Origin of the sequence: Pseudomonas sp. NPDC077451, from assembly GCF_044543345.1 — a bacterium.
GTDB lineage: Bacteria > Pseudomonadota > Gammaproteobacteria > Pseudomonadales > Pseudomonadaceae > Stutzerimonas.
In genome coordinates this window covers 208232-226275 of record NZ_JBITVX010000006.1, presented here as the reverse complement: position 1 = coordinate 226275, position 18044 = coordinate 208232, and the positions used below count along the sequence as shown (strand labels likewise).

General features: G+C 61.6%; 15 protein-coding genes. 11 read left to right on the top strand and 4 right to left on the bottom strand.

Translation table 11 applies throughout. The features are described from left to right. Positions 1–65: 65 nt before the first annotated feature. On the bottom strand, positions 66–1715 hold the full coding sequence (locus tag ACIGHL_RS12370) for an acyl-CoA dehydrogenase family protein (protein ID WP_128120720.1): 1650 nt from the start codon (positions 1713–1715) through the stop codon (positions 66–68). A gap of 238 nt (positions 1716–1953) precedes the next feature. Next, positions 1954–3894, bottom strand: a complete 1941-nt coding sequence (locus tag ACIGHL_RS12365; protein WP_128120719.1) for a sensor histidine kinase — start codon at positions 3892–3894, stop codon at positions 1954–1956. Positions 3895–4160: 266 nt separating this feature from the next. On the opposite strand from ACIGHL_RS12365, the gene ACIGHL_RS12360 reads away from it, so the two are divergent. From ACIGHL_RS12360 to lnt, 10 genes are all read left to right on the top strand, one after another. Then, positions 4161–4955 carry a hydroxymethylpyrimidine/phosphomethylpyrimidine kinase gene (locus ACIGHL_RS12360; RefSeq protein ID WP_045424087.1) on the top strand — a complete coding sequence of 265 codons (795 nt, stop codon included), beginning with the start codon at positions 4161–4163 and terminating at the stop codon, positions 4953–4955. Positions 4956–4968: 13 nt separating this feature from the next. Then, positions 4969–5607 carry a thiamine phosphate synthase gene (thiE, locus tag ACIGHL_RS12355; RefSeq protein ID WP_128120718.1) on the top strand — a complete coding sequence of 213 codons (639 nt, stop codon included), beginning with the start codon at positions 4969–4971 and terminating at the stop codon, positions 5605–5607. Positions 5608–5668: 61 nt separating this feature from the next. Continuing rightward, positions 5669–6952, top strand: coding sequence for a glutamate-1-semialdehyde 2,1-aminomutase (hemL, locus tag ACIGHL_RS12350; protein ID WP_128120717.1), 1284 nt, complete (start codon positions 5669–5671; stop codon positions 6950–6952). Further along, the gene (locus ACIGHL_RS12345) at positions 6949–7587 is read left to right on the top strand and encodes a hypothetical protein (protein ID WP_128120716.1); all 639 of its coding nucleotides are present in this window, start codon (positions 6949–6951) and stop codon (positions 7585–7587) included. Before hemL ends, ACIGHL_RS12345 begins: the two co-directional genes overlap by 4 nt. Before the next feature lie 123 nt (positions 7588–7710). After that, positions 7711–8235: a tetratricopeptide repeat protein gene (locus ACIGHL_RS12340; protein WP_128120715.1), complete on the top strand. Its 525-nt coding sequence runs from the start codon at positions 7711–7713 to the stop codon at positions 8233–8235. Between the two features lie 165 nt (positions 8236–8400). Beyond that, positions 8401–9741, top strand: coding sequence for a tRNA (N6-isopentenyl adenosine(37)-C2)-methylthiotransferase MiaB (miaB, locus tag ACIGHL_RS12335; protein ID WP_128120714.1), 1341 nt, complete (start codon positions 8401–8403; stop codon positions 9739–9741). A gap of 130 nt (positions 9742–9871) precedes the next feature. Then, positions 9872–10879 (top strand): PhoH family protein, encoded by a 1008-nt coding sequence (locus tag ACIGHL_RS12330; RefSeq protein WP_128120713.1) that lies wholly within the window; start codon positions 9872–9874, stop codon positions 10877–10879. Continuing rightward, entirely contained in the window at positions 10866–11339 is a 474-nt protein-coding gene (gene ybeY / locus ACIGHL_RS12325) for an rRNA maturation RNase YbeY (protein WP_181690012.1), read from the top strand. The genes ACIGHL_RS12330 and ybeY overlap by 14 nt, the downstream gene beginning before the upstream one ends. A gap of 39 nt (positions 11340–11378) precedes the next feature. Then, positions 11379–12227: a CorC family transporter gene (locus ACIGHL_RS12320; RefSeq protein WP_045424070.1), complete on the top strand. Its 849-nt coding sequence runs from the start codon at positions 11379–11381 to the stop codon at positions 12225–12227. Between the two features lie 97 nt (positions 12228–12324). Continuing rightward, positions 12325–13836 (top strand): apolipoprotein N-acyltransferase, encoded by a 1512-nt coding sequence (lnt, locus tag ACIGHL_RS12315; protein ID WP_128120711.1) that lies wholly within the window; start codon positions 12325–12327, stop codon positions 13834–13836. A 33-nt stretch (positions 13837–13869) separates the two neighbouring features. Here lnt and ACIGHL_RS12310 read toward each other — a convergent pair whose 3' ends face one another. Continuing rightward, positions 13870–14643 carry a YdcF family protein gene (locus tag ACIGHL_RS12310; RefSeq protein WP_128120710.1) on the bottom strand — a complete coding sequence of 258 codons (774 nt, stop codon included), beginning with the start codon at positions 14641–14643 and terminating at the stop codon, positions 13870–13872. 72 nt (positions 14644–14715) lie between these two features. Then, entirely contained in the window at positions 14716–15168 is a 453-nt protein-coding gene (locus ACIGHL_RS12305) for a hypothetical protein (protein ID WP_181690011.1), read from the bottom strand. Positions 15169–15423: 255 nt separating this feature from the next. On the opposite strand from ACIGHL_RS12305, the gene leuS reads away from it, so the two are divergent. Continuing rightward, positions 15424–18030, top strand: coding sequence for a leucine--tRNA ligase (gene leuS, locus ACIGHL_RS12300; protein WP_128120709.1), 2607 nt, complete (start codon positions 15424–15426; stop codon positions 18028–18030). Positions 18031–18044: the final 14 nt, after the last annotated feature.

Below are 18044 nucleotides of genomic sequence, written 5' to 3'. Positions count from 1 at the left end.
ATAGCCGCAACAGTTTGCTCGGCCGCCATTATTGATTCGCCCGTCTCGTCTCGCGCCGTTGCTGCCTACTCGATGAACGGCGCACTGCGCGCCAGCAGCGCACTGATGTCGAGGCCGCGCGGCAGCGTGCCGAAGGCCCGGCCGTTGCCCGCCAGGCGGCTGGCGATGAACGCGTCCGAGACTTTATCGTTACCCGCTTCAAGCAGCAGCTTGGCCTGCAGCGCGACGGCTACGTCTTCGGTGAGCTGACGCGCGCGGTACTGGATGTCGCCTTTATCGGCGAATGCCGTTTGCAGCCCTTTGATGTGATGTTGCAGACACACATCGCCATGACCGTCGCCCAGCTCGGCGAACAGTACTTCCAGCACACCAGGCTCCTTGGACAGCGCACGCAGGACATCCAGGCACTGCACATTGCCTGAGCCTTCCCAGATGGAGTTCACCGGCGCTTCGCGATAGAGGCGCGGCATGATCGTCTCCTCAACGTAGCCGGCGCCGCCGAGGCATTCGCTGGCTTCGGCGACCATTTCCGGGGCGCGTTTGCAGATCCAGTATTTGCCGATCGCCGTGACCAGCCGGGCGAACTTCTCCTCCTGCTCGTCGAACGGATTGTCCAGCGCGCGCCCCATGCGCATGGTCAGCGCCAGTGCAGCCTCGCTCTCCAGCGCCAGGTCGGCCAGCACGTTCTGCATCAGCGGTTGTTCAATCAAGGCACGACCGCCCACCTGCCGATGCGTGCAATGGTGCATGGCCTGGGTCAGCGCTTGGCGCATCAATGAGCTGGAGCCGATCATGCAATCAAAACGGGTCGAGGAGACCATCTCGATGATGGTGGGCACACCGCGCCCCTCCTCACCGATCATCCAGGCCAGCGCGCCGCGGTATTCGACCTCGCTGGATGCATTCGACCAGTTGCCCAGTTTGTTTTTCAGCCGCTGGACATAGAACTGGTTACGGCTGCCATCGGGCCTATGCCGCGGCAGAAGGAAGCACGACAAGCCTTGTTCGGTCTGCGCCAGGGTCAGGAAGGCATCACACATAGGCGCCGAACAGAACCACTTGTGCCCGACCAGCTCGTACTGCTGGCCTGGACCGCGCGCCCCTACGGCATGTGCACGAGTGGTGTTGGCCCGCACATCGGTGCCGCCCTGTTTTTCGGTCATGGCCATGCCGATGGTGACGCCGCTTTTCTGCTCCATCGGCAGGTTGCGTGGGTCGTATTCCCGGCTGAGGATCTTTGGCAGCCAGACGTCGGCAATCCCAGGCTGCTGTCGCAGGGCGGGAACGCTGGCGTAGGTCATGGTCAACGGGCAGCTGCTGCCGGCCTCGGCCTGATTGTGCAAATACATCAAACCGGCACGCGCCACCTGGGCGCCGGATTGTGGATCGGTCCAGGGCAGTGACGGGATGCCATGAGCAATTGCGGCACTCATCAGCTGGTGATAAGCCGGATGAAACTCCACCAGATCGATGCGGTGTCCGTAGCGGTCATGGCTCTTGAATACCGGCTTGTTCTCGTTGGCCAGAAACCCGGCAGCCATCAGGGGCCCACCGGCCAACGCGCCGTAAGCATCCAGCCGCGACTCGGCCCAGCCGCCCCGGTATCGCCGCACCCAGTCCTGCAGCGGCAGGTCGAGACGGTACAGGTTGGCACCGTCCAATGGCGGGACCTGATTCAGCACCTCGTGGGTTTCGGCGTATTGCAGCAGGCTCATATCGGGTCTCCTCGGCAGATGCGGCAAGGGGCCCGACGGCATGCAACTAGGGATTAGGAATAGTTACCGCTGTCACTGCGATGAATCGCCGGGCCGAGCGGGCACCGGCTGGTGGGCACCCACCAAAGAAGTGAAGCACGCAGGTACGCCGGGCAAAAGTGAGGTTTCGGCCAAAGTCTGCGCGTTGCAATGGCGAAACAGGCCGCAGCCTTAGGCGCGGGCGCTCAGCGTTGCACGTTCAGGTCAGCTCTACCGGTAGTAATACCTGGAAGCGGCTGCCGCGACCCGGCTCGGATTGGCAGGACACCGTTCCGCCCTGCAACTCAACCAGCTGCTTGCACAGAGACAGGCCGATTCCTAGCCCACCGTACTGGCGGGTCATGCTGCCATCGAGCTGGCGGAAGTATTGAAACAGCGAGTCATCGACCGGCGCATCGAACCCCACGCCCGTATCGATCACCGTCACATCGAGCGAGTAACCAGGCGCTGACTCGTATCCTTTGACCGAAAGTGTGATGCCGCCGCGCAGGGTGAACTTGATGGCGTTGTCGAGCAGGTAGCCAAGGCTCTGTTTCAATTTGCCGGGGTCACCAACCAGTATTTCCGGCAGCTGGCCATCGAGCTCGAGATCGAAGCTCAACCCGCGCGTTGCGGCCCGCGCGCCGTATTCCGCATAAAGCTCATCGACCAACATCCGCAAGCTGAACGGCGCGTTGCTCACCCGCAACTTGCCCGCCTGCAGTTCGGTCAAGGCGAGGATGTCATTGACCAGCTGCATCATGTCCCGCGCCGATCTGGTTGCGATGCGCTGGTATTGCTCAAGCTCGCCGCTCAGCTCTAGGGTGCGCATGAGGTCGAGGCTGCCGATCACGCCGTGCATCGGAGTTCGTAATTCGTGGGTGACGTTGGCCAGGAACTGATCCTTGAGACGGTTGCTCTCGGCCAGTTCGCGGTTCATGGCTTCGAGTTTACGCCCGGTCTCCATGAGCACTTGGGCGCGCTCTTCCTTCATCATGTTGATCCGGTCGGCCAAGGCCAACGACAACAGCGCCACCTCGAGCGCCGAGCCGATCTGGCCGGCATACATGGTGATGAACGTGTGCGGCAGGTACCCCAGCACCATCAGCGTGTTGATCTGTCCCCCGATGAGAAAGGCCGACCAGGCGATCAAGAAATAACGCGCAACACGCATCCCTCGATGCCAGGCCACAATGGCGGCGACAAAAATAATCAGAATGAACCAGAGTGCAAGGAAGGTCGCCATCCGCAGCGCCAGCGCGTAACTGGAGGTCAGCGATACGATCATCGTCACCGCCCCCAGCCCCATCAGCAGCATCAGGGTACGGTCGATCCAGGGGCTGTGCTCGCTGGTATGCAAAAAGCTGCGCGCGAACTGACAGCCGAACAGACCCGCCGCACCAATGAGAAATGGCGTCGATGCATTGGCCCACCACGGCCAGTTCGGCCAGAGATACTGAACGCCAAGGCCGTTCACCGATACCTGATATAGGCCGAACGAGGCGATGTAGAGGATGTAATAGAGGTAGCTGCGATCACGGACGCTGAGGTAGATGAACAGGTTGTAGAACAGCATCACCAGCAACACGCCGTAGATGATCGCCAGCACATAGATGTGCCCGGATTGTTCTTCCAGGTAGGCCACTGGCGACCATAGGGTGAGCGGGATCTGAATCGAACCCTGACTCTCCAACCGCAGGTAGATTCGCTGTGGCTGGTTAGGCGCTAGCTGCAGGTCGAACAGATGATTGCGTTGCCTGATCTGGCGCTCATGGAACGGCAACGCGTCGCCGCTCTGTTGCGCAAGGCGATAACCACCGCGACCATCAGGCAGATAGAGGTCGAGATGGTCGAGCGGCGGATACGCCAGCTCCAGCCACCAGCGGCTGTGTTCAGCTGGCGCCTCGGCACGGTAGTTCAGATCGATACGCAGCCAGAACGCCGAGCGTGAGTAACCGGCATTGAGCACATCTTCATCGCTCTCGACGAAGCGCCCCGCGCCATCGAGCTCGACCACCTCAGCGATGGTGGCTTCGCGGCTGGGGTCCTCCAGCACCGCCATGACCTGACCGAGGGGAAGACGCTGGGTATTGCTGTTGAGCTCGACGGCACCCGACATCGCTGGCAGCAGGGCGAGCAGTAAAAGAAGAATATGGTGCATGGGGAGGCAATCCGTCGAGCTGCGCCAGAAGAACCCCCGTTCTCCCGAATACACACAGCCAAAGCTAAGTGCTGGCACTTTAACATGGTTCTGGCGCCACAGAATCGACGCCATGCGCCCACCGGACGGACGTACGCGGCAGCAACCGCGAGCCCGTGCCGGCGCGAGCTGCCCGGGAGGATTGGTGATAAGCTCGCACGCCATGAAAATCCGGCAGCGCCTAGCCTCGGCCGGACCCACCACACCATGACTCGGGGAACCCATCGATGTCCGGCCATTGCTCCCGCCCTGTCGTTCTTTGCCTTTCCGGCCACGACCCGAGTGGCGGTGCTGGGCTACAAGCCGACATCGAAGCGCTTATCGCCCAGGGCTGTCACGCCGCCCCGGCGGTCACTGCACTGACCGTTCAGGACACCGTCAACGTCACCGACTTTCGCGTGCTCGATCGCGAATGGGTGCTGGCTCAGGCTGACGCCGTCATAGCCGACTTGCCAGTGGCCGCGGTCAAACTGGGCATGCTCGGCTCGGTTGAGATGGTCGAGACCGTATTGGAAATCATGCAGAAGCTGCCTGGCATCCCACTGGTTTGTGATCCGGTGCTGCGCGCCGGCGGCGGCGGCGCGCTGGGCAAGGACGAAGTCGGCTACGCCATGCGCGAACGGCTGTTCCCGGTGTCTACTATTGCCACCCCGAACCTGCCTGAAGCACGGATTCTTGCCGAGCTTCCGGAAGGCAGCGCCGATGAATGTGCGGAAAAGCTGTTGCCCTTCATCCGTCACCTGCTGATCACCGGCGGCCATGGCGACGAGACCGAAGTCCACAACCGACTCTACTCACGTGATGGCAGCCGCTACGATTTCAGCTGTCAGCGCCTGCCCGGCAGCTATCACGGGTCCGGCTGCACCCTGGCCAGTGCGTTGTCTGGGAGGCTGGCGCTGGGCGAGGACCTGGCCAGCGCGGTGAAATCCGCCCTCGATTACACCTGGCGCACCCTGCGTGACGCCGAAGCACCAGGCCGTGGCCAATATATTCCACGACGCCTGCCGCTGGATCTGGCCTGACCGGAGCGCTGCCATGAAAGACACCAAACTGCGCGGGCTCTACGCGATCACCGACAGCAAGCTCTTGGCCGACGGGCGGCTGCTGCCCTATGCCGAGGCGGCGCTCAAAGGCGGTGCTCGGCTGCTGCAATACCGCGATAAGTCCGAGGATGACAGACGGCGTCTGCGCGAGGCCGAGGCCTTGCGCGAACTTTGCGATCGTCACGGCGCCCAGTTGATCATCAACGATGATGCCGAGCTTGCCGCCCGCCTGGGCGTCGGCCTGCATCTCGGCCAGGAAGACGGATCGCTCTCAGCGGCTCGTGCCCTGCTCGGCCGCAAGGCCATCATCGGAGCGACCTGTCATGCGCGCCTGGATCTGGCTGAGCAGGCCATCCGTGAGGGCGCCAGCTATATCGCGTTCGGCCGGTTCTTCGACTCCAACACCAAGCCCGGCGCGCCCTCGGCAACGCCTGAACTGCTGGCAGAGGCTCGGCAGCGGTTCAGCCTGCCGATCACCGCGATTGGCGGCGTGACGCTGGATAATGCGCCAGGCCTGATCGCCAAGGGCGCCAGTCTGATCGCCGTCGTCCACGCCTTGTTCGCTGCCGAGTCAGCGAACGAGGTCGAACGCCGCGCGCAGGCCTTCAGCGAACTCTTCGCTATTAATTGAACACGGCACGGCTCCAGTCGCCGTGCTCCTCAAACCTATTCCTGTATCGAGAGAGGTCACTATGTCCCGTTCCGAAACCCTCTTCGCAAGTGCTCAGAATCGAATTCCAGGCGGCGTGAACTCACCGGTACGCGCCTTCCGCAGCGTTGGCGGCACGCCGTTGTTCTTCAAGCACGCCGAAGGCGCCTATGTCACCGACGAAGACGACAAGCGCTACGTGGATTACGTCGGTTCCTGGGGCCCGATGATTCTGGGGCACGGCCATCCTGACGTACTCGACGCGGTCCGCAATCAGCTGCAACACGGATTGTCCTACGGTGCACCGACCGCCATGGAAACCGAAATGGCCGAGCTGGTCTGCAGTCTTGTGCCATCCATGGAAATGATGCGCATGGTCAGCTCCGGCACCGAGGCGACCATGAGTGCGATCCGTCTAGCCCGTGGCTACACCGGACGCGACAGCATCATCAAGTTCGAAGGCTGCTACCACGGCCACTCCGACAGCCTGCTGGTGAAGGCAGGCTCAGGTGCCCTGACCCAAGGGGTTCCCAGTTCTGCGGGCGTACCGGCAGCATTTGCCAAGCACACCCTGACGCTGCCCTTCAACGACCTGGCCGCTGTCGAGCAGATGCTCGCGGAAGTGGGCAGCGAAGTGGCCTGCATCATCGTCGAGCCGGTCGCAGGCAACATGAACTGCGTACCGCCAGCGCCCGGTTATCTACAGGGGCTGCGCGAGCAGTGCGACAAGCACGGCGTGGTGCTTATCTTCGATGAAGTGATGACCGGCTTCCGCGTCGCCCTCGGCGGCGCTCAGGCTCATTACGGCGTCACCCCGGACCTGACCACCTTCGGCAAGATCATTGGCGGCGGCATGCCGGTCGGCTGTTTTGGCGGCAAGCGCGCCATCATGGAGCGCATCGCCCCGTTGGGCCCGGTTTATCAGGCCGGTACTTTGTCAGGCAACCCGTTGGCGATGGCGGCCGGCTTGACGACGCTGAAGCTGATCAGCCGCCCCGGTTTTCATGAAGAGCTCACCGCTTACACCACGCGCATGCTGCAGGGCCTGAAAGAGCGGGCTGAAGCAGCCGGCATCCCGTTCGTCACCACCCAGGTGGGCGGCATGTTCGGTCTGTATTTCAGCGAAGCGGACAACATCGTCACGTTCGAAGACGTAATGTCCAGCGACGCCGAGCGCTTCAAACGCTTCTTCCACTTGATGCTTGAGGGCGGCGTATATCTGGCGCCCAGCGCGTTCGAAGCCGGCTTCACCTCCGTCGCTCATGGCGACAAGGAGCTGCAGATCACCTTCGATGCCGCCGAGCACGCTTTCGCTCAGCTGAAATGAACCTGATCCCCGAGCTACTACAAGCCGTGCTGCTGACCCTGACGGGGTTGGCGAGCGCTATCTGGATCGGCAGCGCCCGCCGCGGCTACGGTGAGCCGGATCAACCGGCTCTGTTCTCGGCACTGCTTGCGTTCAGTCTGGCGGCCGGGACAGGTGCATGCGCGGCGGCACGCCTAGCACTAGGTGCTGATACGCTCGAAGCGGAACGCTGGCTGCTGCAGGCAACCTTGCTGCTTGGCTTGCCGCTCGTCGGTGTGGTCGCGTTGACTCTGTCGCGCAAATGGATATGGAGCCGTCCCACCTGGGGCCGTGTAGTGATTGGGTTATGCGCGTTTTTTGAACTGGCAAGGCAGCTGGGCTGGAGCGCGCCGTATGCGCTTTCGCTGGGTTTGTTGAGCGCTCTGCTGGTGGTTTATGCAGGCTTGCTGCAATGGCCTGCACGCCTGCAGGCCGCGGCGGGGTTGGCTGGCGGCGTTTTGCTCATGGCTCTGCTCCCATGGGGTGGGCTGCTGGTCAGCTCCAACCCGCTGCTGGCCTATCAGCAGCTGTGGCTGGCACTGGCTATTCCGATCATCGCCTGGCTATTGCTCCATCTACCCGGGAATATGCGAGAAGAAAGCCCTGCGCCGACATAAAAAGCCGCAAGCCTGCCGTTAAAGCCTTTGTAAGCAGGCCACCGCTTATCCATAATGTGACAGTCGGCTCGTTTCACGCCGAACCTTTCAGTCACCGCCCTGATCTTCGAGGCGCCTTGATTCATGACTTGCACCGGTCGCAGCCTCACGCTTGGCTGCCTGCTGCTACTCACTCCCCTGCTGGGCATCGCGGGCGGCAACTCGCTGCTGATCCCTGCCACTTCCCGCTGCGCGCTCAACACCGTCCCGGAAGCGATGAACGAAGCGCTACGCGCCTGCGAACAGGCCGCCAATGGCGGTGACCTGCAGGCGGCCTATGAGCTCGGTGACTATTACTACAACGGCCGGCGCGTTCCACGTGACCTGGCCAAAGCGCTTCACTGGTTCGAGCAGGCCTCACTGAAGGGACACGCATTGGCCCAGCATCGGCTCGGCGTGATGTTCTTTCGCGGCGAAGGGGTGCCCGCCAACAACGTCCAGGCTTACGTTGTGTTGAAGATGTCGGCGGTCAATGGCGAAGAAGAGGCGCTGGATACTGCCGATCGTGTCTCGGCGCAGATGGGGCGTGAGGAGCACGAAATCGCGACTCAGGTCCTCGGGCAGATCTTTCGCGACTATCTGATGGACCTGCAGACGGCAGGCGAATAGCAAGCTGCTAGCGAATGCGAGTTCCGACTGGCCTCAATGTCACCAAACCCGCCTGTTTTCCCTTGCGACTCATGGCTTGAGGCGGGCCTTTGCGCTTGCGCTTTTATCGCCCACGCCCTGGTCGTATAATCGCCGGTCATTTTTTGCACAACGCCGGCCCGTAACATGACCCGCAAGCTCTATATCGAAACCCACGGTTGCCAGATGAACGAGTACGACAGCTCGCGCATGGTTGACCTGCTGGGTGAGCAGCAACTTCTCGAGATCACTTCAAACCCGGCGGAAGCCGATGTGATCCTGCTCAACACCTGCTCGATTCGTGAAAAGGCCCAGGAGAAGGTGTTCTCGCAACTGGGCCGCTGGCGGGAGCTCAAGCTTGAAAACCCGCAGCTGGTGATCGGTGTCGGCGGCTGCGTTGCCAGCCAGGAAGGCGCGGCGATCCGTGACCGGGCGCCCTATGTCGATGTGGTCTTCGGTCCGCAGACGCTGCACCGCCTACCCGAAATGATCGATGCAGCGCGCACGACGAAGAAACCGCAGGTCGACATTTCGTTTCCCGAGATCGAAAAATTTGACCGCTTGCCCGAGCCGCGCGTCGACGGCCCGACCGCGTTCGTCTCGGTCATGGAAGGCTGCAGCAAATACTGCACGTTCTGCGTGGTGCCTTACACCCGTGGCGAGGAAGTCAGCCGTCCGTTCGACGATGTGCTTGCCGAAGTCATTCACCTGGCCGAAAACGGCGTTCGGGAGGTCACATTGCTCGGACAGAATGTCAACGGCTACCGCGGCGCTACCCATGACGGCCGCACTGCCGATCTGGCCGAACTGATCCGCGTGGTCGCGGCAGTCGATGGCATCGACCGCATCCGCTACACCACCAGCCACCCACTGGAATTCTCCGATGCGCTGATCCAGGCTCACGCCGAAGTACCAGAGCTGGTGAAGTATCTGCATCTGCCGGTTCAGTCGGGTTCGGATCGGGTGCTGGCCGGGATGAAGCGCAACCACACCGCGCTCGAATACAAGTCACGCATCCGCAAGCTCAAGGCCGCCGTACCGGACATCCTGATCAGCTCTGACTTCATCGTTGGCTTCCCAGGCGAAACCGAGAAGGACTTCGAGCAGACCATGAAGCTGATCGAGGACGTTGGTTTCGACTTCTCCTACTCCTTTGTCTACAGCTCGCGGCCGGGCACGCCAGCAGCGGATCTGGTGGACGAAACCCCAGATGACGTGAAGAAGCAGCGCCTGGCGATTCTGCAACAGCGGATCAACCAGCAGGGCTTCGAGAACAGCCGACGGATGGCGGGCACGCAGCAGCGCATTCTCGTCACGGACTACTCTAAGAAAGACCCAGGCATGCTACAGGGTCGTACCGAGCACAACCGGATCGTCAATTTCCGTTGCGACAATCCGCGGTTAATCGGACAGTTTGTCGACGTGCACATCGACGAAGCGCTGCCGCACTCGTTGCGCGGCACACTGCTGGAGCAGGTCGTTAGCTGAGCACCGCGTTACTGCGGCCGATCGCCGAATGAGCTGCAGCCGCAGTAACGCAACGGCTCGCCACTGCTTTTTTCTTCACGCAGCGCTATTCTCCTCCCATCTTTTTGCAAAGCAGGTCAACTAAAAGCCCTTGAACGCCCCCACAGAACCTCATCGTTTTACCCTCGAACCCTTTGAAGCCAATCGCTTTGCCAATCTCTGCGGTCAGTTCGACGAGCATCTGCGCCTCATCGAACAACGCCTGGATCTGGAAATCCGCAACCGTGGCAACCAATTCGAGTTGGTCGGCCCGAGTGATGTGGCCCAAGCTGCAGAGCATCTCCTGCGACGCCTGTATCGCGAGACCAAGAGCATTGAGCTCTCGCCAGACACGGTTCATTTGTTCCTGCAGGAATCGGCAATGGAAGAGTTGAACAACTCGTCTACGACGCCGAACATTTCGTTGCGCACCCGCAAAGGCAATATCCGTCCACGCGGCGTCAATCAGCAGCGCTACGTGCAGTCGATCCTCGACAACGACATCAACTTCGGTATCGGCCCAGCCGGCACGGGCAAGACCTATCTGGCGGTCGCCTGCGCTGTCGATGCACTGGAGCGCGAGCAGATTCGCCGCATCCTGCTGGTACGTCCGGCAGTCGAGGCCGGTGAAAAGCTTGGCTTCCTGCCCGGCGATCTGGCCCAGAAGATCGACCCTTACTTGCGCCCCTTGTATGACGCGCTCTACGAGATGCTCGGTTTCGAGCAGGTCGCTAGGCTGATCGAGAAACAGGTCATCGAGATCGCGCCGCTGGCTTACATGCGTGGACGCACGCTGAACAACAGTTTCATCATCCTCGATGAGAGTCAGAACACCACCCTCGAGCAGATGAAGATGTTTCTGACCCGCATCGGCTTCGGCTCGACAGCGGTGATCACCGGCGACATTACGCAGGTGGACCTGCCTCGTGGCACCAAGAGCGGTCTGGCCCACGTGATCGAAGTCCTGAAGGACGTCAATGGCATCAGCTTCACGCACTTCAAACCCAAGGACGTGGTACGCCATCCGCTAGTACAGCGAATTGTCGAGGCCTACGAGGCATTCGAGGGCGATCAGGCACAAAACGGTAATCGTACGCTTCAGGAACATGGACGTGATTGAGCTCGACCTGCAATGCGAAAGCCAGGGAGCCATCCCGTCCGAGGCGGACCTGCGTCGCTGGTGTGAGTTGGGGCTGCGCCAGCGCACGGCCGACTCCGAGCTGACCATCCGCATGGTGGACGAACCTGAAGGCCGCGAGCTGAACCGGACATGGCGACAGAAGGATTACGCCACCAATGTGCTTTCCTTTCCGGCCGAAGTGCCCGACGGACCGGGCGGCGTTCCGATGCTGGATATTCCGCTGCTGGGCGATCTGGTGATCTGCGTACCGGTGCTTGAGCGGGAGGCGGTAGAACAAGGCAAGACACTGCAGGCGCACTGGGCGCATCTGGTCATCCATGGCTGTCTACACCTGCTCGGCTACGATCATATCGATGACGACGAAGCCGAGGAAATGGAGAGCATCGAGCGTCAACTGTTGGCGGAACTGGGTCACGCCGACCCTTACGCCGACGAATAGCCCGCTACGGGCAACTGCAAGGACCACTGAGTCAAAGATATGAGCGAAGACCGATCGAGCAACGGGCAGAAGTCCTGGTTTGGGAAAATCAGCCAGGCTTTTGCCCATGAGCCGAAGAATCGTGAGGAGCTGCTGGAAGTATTGCGCGGCGCTCACCAGAACAAACTACTCGACAACGAAGCCCTGGCGATTGTCGAAGGCGCCATCCAGGTCGCCGATCTGCAGGTGCGCGACATCATGGTGCCGCGCTCGCAGGTAATGAGCATCAGGGCCGACCAGTCGCCGAAGGAGTTTCTCCCCGCGATCATTTCCGCAGCGCACTCGCGCTATCCGGTAGTGGGCGACAGCCTCGACGAAGTTATCGGCGTGCTGCTGGCCAAGGACTTGCTACCGCTGATCCTGCAAAACGATCAGCAGAATTTCGATATCAAGGACCTGCTGCGCCCCGCCACCTTCGTGCCCGAATCCAAACGCCTCAACGTGCTGCTGCGCGAGTTCCGCGCCAATCACAGTCATATGGCGATCGTCATCGACGAATACGGCGGTGTCGCCGGACTGGTGACCATCGAAGACGTACTCGAACAGATTGTTGGTGATATCGAGGACGAGCACGACATCGAAGAAGACAGCTACATCCGGCCACTGCCTAGCGGCGACTTTCTGGTCAAGGCGCTGACACCGATCGATAGCTTCAACGAGTTCTTCCAGAGCGAATTTCCGGATGAGGAATTCGATACTGTCGCTGGCCTGGTGATGAGCACCTTCGGTCACCTGCCCAAGCGTAACGAGGTGACTGAGATAAATGGCTTCCGCTTCCGCGTGCTGAACGCCGACAGTCGCCGCGTGCATATGCTACGCCTGACCCGTACCGAAGCTGAAAGCCGCTAGCGTTCTGCGGGCGCTGTTGCACTGGCTTAGATAGATCCTTTTAGCATTCACCCGCCGTGCACCCTCCATGCTCGCGGCGGTTACTTAAGGAACATCCATGCGCTGGATTACCCGCCCCGGCTGGCTGGGCAACCTGTTGGCGCTCGCCGCCGGCGCCCTGACAACGCTGTCGCTTGCCCCTTTCGATATCTGGCCGCTGGCCTTGGTGTCGATGGGTGTAATTTATCTGGGCCTGCGCGAGCTGACGCCGAAACAGGCGGCCGGCCGCGGCTGGTGCTACGGCTTCGGCCTGTTCGCCTCGGGCGTCAGCTGGGTTTACGTCAGCATTCACGACTTTGGCTCGGCTCCACCTGTCTTGGCCGGTGCGCTGACCTTGGGCTTCGTCGCCGGGCTGGCGCTGTTCTTCCTGTTGCTTGGCTGGGCCTGGGCCCGTTGGCTGCGACAACCGACGGCGCCCCTGCTCAACGCTCTGCTGTTCGCCGCGCTCTGGCTCGCCCTGGACGCACTGCGCGGCTGGGTACTGACGGGTTTCCCCTGGCTTTATGCCGGTTATAGCCAACTAGAAGGGCCATTGGCGGGGCTTGCGCCACTCGGTGGCGTCTGGTTGCTGACCTTTGCGCTCGCATTGACCGCATCACTGCTGGTCGAGCTACCCCAGCTTCTGCGTCACAAGGCATCGCTGACCGGAGCATCGCTGCTCGTAGTGGCCCTCTGGGGCGGCGCACTGGGCTTAGGCGACCACACCTGGACAACCGCAAAAGCCGAACCGATCACCGTCGCCGCGATGCAGGGCAACGTCGCGCAAAGCATCAAATGGGACCCGAAAAAGCTTGAGATGCAGCTCCTGCTCTATCGCGACATGACCTTCCGCAGCCAACCTGTCGATCTCATCGTCTGGCCCGAAACCGCAGTGCCGATACTCAAGGAGCATGCCGAAGGCTACCTGACGATGATGGGCCGCTTCGCCCAGGACCGGCAGTCAGCCTTGATAACCGGCGTTCCGGTACGCCAGCCCAATGCCGACGGCGAGCTGCGCTACTACAACGGCCTGACCACGGCGGGCGACGCGCAAGGTACCTACCTGAAACAGAAACTGGTGCCCTTCGGTGAGTATGTGCCGCTGCAGGACATGCTGCGTGGCCTGATCGCCTTCTTCGACCTGCCCATGTCGGACTTCGCGCGCGGCACGTCGGAGCAATCGCTGCTACAGGCCAAGGGCTACCGGATCGCACCGTTCATCTGCTACGAGGTCGTCTACCCGGAGTTTGCCGCCAGCCTTGCAGCGCAGAGCGACATCTTGCTCACCGTTAGCAACGACGCCTGGTTCGGCCACTCGATAGGCCCGCTGCAACATCTGCAGATGGCGCAGATGCGAGCCCTTGAAGCCGGTCGCTGGATGATTCGCGCCACCAACAACGGCGTCACGGTGCTGATCGACCCGCACGGTTGCATCGTCGAGCAAATCCCGGCGTTCAAGGAAGCGGTGCTATACGGTGAAGTCACGCCCATGCAGGGATTGACGCCCTATCTGCAATGGCGCTCCTGGCCGCTGATCGTCGTCTGTGTGTTGTTGCTCGGCTGGGGCCTGGTGCGCCGTCGGCGGGGCTGATGCACAGCGCAGCCACCACCGGCCAACGCAGCGCTATTCAGAGTCGCCGTCATAAAGCAACGGATAGACCAGCATGCCGACCGCTTCGTTGAGCAGCATGCCGGTTTGCCAGACGGCCTTCGCCTCGGGCAGCCAGCCACCAAAGGGTCGCCCGTTGGGGACACCCACGAATCCTACCGGGGCAGCGATCACCTCTAGTCCCACCTCCTCGAAACACCAGCGGGACCGCGGCATGTGCGATGCCGAAGTCACCAGCACGATACGCCCGATGCCCGCCGCCTTGAGCACTTCCGCACTGTAGCGCGCGTTCTCCCAGGTGGTCCGACTGCGCTCTTCGAGCCATTGCGTCGGTGTGTTGAAATCGCGCTCCAGCGCCTCGGCAGCCAGTAGCGCTTCACTCGGCGGCTCGCCATAGTGCAGCCCACCACTTGCCAGGATCGGCAGCCCCGATGCCTTTGCCAATCGCGAGGCGTAACGCAGCCGCTCGAGCGCAATATGGCTGGGCTGATCGGAACCCCAGCCAGGATCGGCCTGTTCACGACCTGCGCCCAACACGACAATCGCCTGGGCACGCCGGCCGAGGTCGCTCCACTCCGAGCGATCCAGCGCCACTTCGCTTTCAATTGCCCGCGCTGCCCATTCGACTGTCACCGGCAGACTCATCAGCCACAGCCCGCCGAATCCCAGCACGAAACAGAACGCTGCCAGCCGTGGCGAGCGCCGCCGCAGCCACCAGGCCGCGAGCAACAGCAACAACAGCCCGCCGGGCGGTAGCAGCAATTGTTTAAAGAAATAGCGTATCGGCATGTGCAGCTCCGGTTGATCGGTCGCCACAACTTTACCTTCCGGGGCGCCCGTTTGTCGGCAGCATGGACGCCTTCAATGCTTCGGGTAGGTATGCAACCGTTGCCTGGCACGCAGCAACTGCGAACCACACGCCGAACAGGCCACCGGACCGGCCCCCTCTGGCCAATGCACGCTGGCGCCGCAGAGCGCGCAGGTCATGGCCTGCTGAAGCGCGGGTGGACTCTGCTTGCAGCGCTTGCCGGAGTGATGCCGCAGCACATTACGCAACGCGGGCCGGGCCGCCTGGCGGTCCAGCTGCGCCTGCTCCTCGGCAGCCGCGTGCCAACCGGACAGCCATTGGGAGTCCTGCTGGAGATAGGCACGGATCAAATCGAACTCGGCAGGCGTCAAACCACCAACCTCCAATTCGGTAGTAGTCCCAGTGTCATCACCCGCCGTTCGTTCGGCTTCTTCCAGAGCCAGTGTCAGCCGCTGCAGCACGCGTCCGTACAGGGTTCCCTCATCCGCCTGGCGCTCTCTACCCATGATTCACCTCGTGTTCATCCCGCCCCCAGTACAAGCGTAGTTCAGACTCGAACATCCACCTCGCACTCGACAAACGGGGCCGAACAATGCTGGCAAATCGGGTTTCCCTCGGTTGCAAAGGGTCATGTATGCTACGGCGCTTCCATGCGTTCGTATCAACCCGTTGCGCCGCCGTTTGCGTCAGGCTTAGAGCCGGCGGTGCGGCAGCCCGAGTTGCGATGCGAGCAGCCAGCCTCTTTTCCAACGCCAGTAGCCATGCACGAACAGTATCAGCCCCGCGAGATCGAAGCCGCCGCGCAATCCCACTGGGACGCGCAGAAATCCTTTGAAGTGAGCGAACAGCCAGGCAAGGACACCTTCTATTGCCTGTCGATGTTCCCCTACCCCAGCGGCAAGCTGCACATGGGGCACGTGCGCAACTACACCATCGGCGACGTGATTGCACGCTACCAGCGTATGCAGGGCAAGAACGTGCTGCAGCCCATGGGCTGGGACGCGTTCGGTATGCCAGCAGAAAACGCAGCGATGAAAAACAAGGTCGCGCCGGCCAAGTGGACCTACGAAAACATCGACTACATGCGCACCCAGCTGAAGAGCCTGGGCCTGGCAGTCGACTGGACGCGCGAAGTCACCACCTGCAAACCCGATTACTACCGTTGGGAACAATGGCTGTTTACCCGCCTGTATGAAAAAGGCGTGATCTACCGCAAGAATGGCACCGTCAACTGGGACCCGGTCGACCAGACCGTGCTGGCCAACGAGCAGGTCATCGATGGCCGCGGCTGGCGTTCCGGCGCGCTGATCGAGAAGCGCGAAATCCCCATGTACTACTTCAAGATCACCGCGTACGCGGATGAGCTGCTGGAAAGCCTGGACGAGCTGGACGGCTGGCCCGAGCAGGTCAAGACCATGCAGCGCAACTGGATCGGCAAGTCGCGCGGCATGGAGATCAGCTTCCCTTACGACGTCGCCAGCATCGGCAGCGAAGGCGTGATGAAGGTCTTCACCACCCGCCCCGATACGCTGATGGGTGCAACTTACGTGGCCGTTGCCGCGGAACATCCGCTTGCCACCCTTGCCGCACAGAACAATCCCGAATTGCAGGCGTTCATCGACGAGTGCAAGCGTGGCGGTGTGGCTGAAGCCGATATCGCCACTCAGGAAAAGAAAGGCCTAGCCACTTCCCTGCGTGTGCAGCACCCACTGACAGGCGAGCTGCTGCCGGTCTGGGTCGCTAACTATGTATTGATGAATTACGGCGAAGGCGCGGTGATGGCCGTACCGGCCCACGACGAGCGCGACTTTGCCTTTGCCACCAAATACGACCTGCCGATTAAGCCGGTGGTGCGCACCAGTGCCGGCGACGAAACACCCGCGCCCTGGAACGATGCCTATGGCGAACATGGGGAGCTGATCAACTCTGGCGATTTCGACGGGCTGGACTTCGACGGCGCCTTTGATGCCATGGAAGCCGCGCTGCAGCGCAAAGGCCTGGGCCAAGCCCGCACCCAGTTCCGCCTGCGCGACTGGGGCATCAGCCGCCAGCGTTACTGGGGCTGCCCGATTCCGATCATCCATTGCGAAACCTGCGGGGATGTCCCGGTGCCGGAAGACCAGTTGCCGGTCGTACTGCCCGAAGACGTCGTCCCTGACGGCGCCGGTTCGCCGTTGGCCCGTATGCCGGAATTCTACGACTGCAGCTGCCCCAAATGCGGCGCCGCAGCCAAACGTGAAACCGACACCATGGACACCTTTGTCGAGTCGTCCTGGTACTTCGCCCGCTACGCCTCACCTCACTATGATCAGGGCATGGTCGACCCAGCCGCAGCCAACCATTGGCTGCCGGTAGACCAGTACATCGGCGGCATCGAGCACGCGATCCTGCATCTGCTCTATGCGCGCTTCTTCCACAAGCTGATGCGTGACGAGGGACTGGTCAGCTCCAACGAGCCGTTCAAGAACCTCCTCACGCAGGGCATGGTCATCGCGGACACCTATTACCGCACCCTGGAAAACGGTGGCAAGGACTGGTTCAACCCGGCCGACGTCATCGTCGAGCGCGACGCCAAGGCCAAGGTCATTGGTGCGAAGCTCGCCAGCGATGGCCTGCCGGTGGAGATCGGCGGCACTGAGAAGATGTCTAAATCGAAGAACAACGGTGTCGACCCGCAAGCCATGATCGACAGCTATGGCGCCGATACCTGCCGCCTGTTCATGATGTTTGCCTCGCCGCCGGACATGAGCCTGGAATGGTCCGATTCCGGCGTCGAGGGTGCGAGCCGCTTCCTGCGCCGTGTCTGGCGACTGGCACATGCCCACGTCAGCGCGGGTGCCGTTGTGAAACTGGATATATCCGCCCTCAGCGATGAGCAGAAGGCTGTACGCCGTGCGATCCACCTTGCGATCAAGCAGGCCAGCCAGGATGTTGGGCAGCATCACAAATTCAACACCGCGATCGCCCAGGTGATGACGTTGATGAACGTGCTGGAGAAAGCAGCCGCTGCAACAGAGCAGGACCGCGCGCTGCTGCAGGAAGGCCTGGAAACCGTCGCACTGCTGCTGGCCCCTATCACACCCCACATCTGCCACGAACTCTGGCAACAGCTGGGCAACAGCGGCTCGATCATTGATGCACAGTGGCCGGCCGTCGACGAGTCTGCTCTGGTTCAGGACAGCCTGACGCTGGTGGTGCAAGTCAACGGCAAGCTACGCGGACAAATCGAAGTGCCCGCCAGCGCCACACGTGAAGAAGTCGAAGCCACTGCCCGCGCGAACGAGAACGTAGTGCGTTTCACCGAGGGCTTGACGATTCGCAAGGTCATCGTGGTGCCGGGCAAGCTGGTTAACATCGTCGCTAACTGATTCGCCTTGGCGCG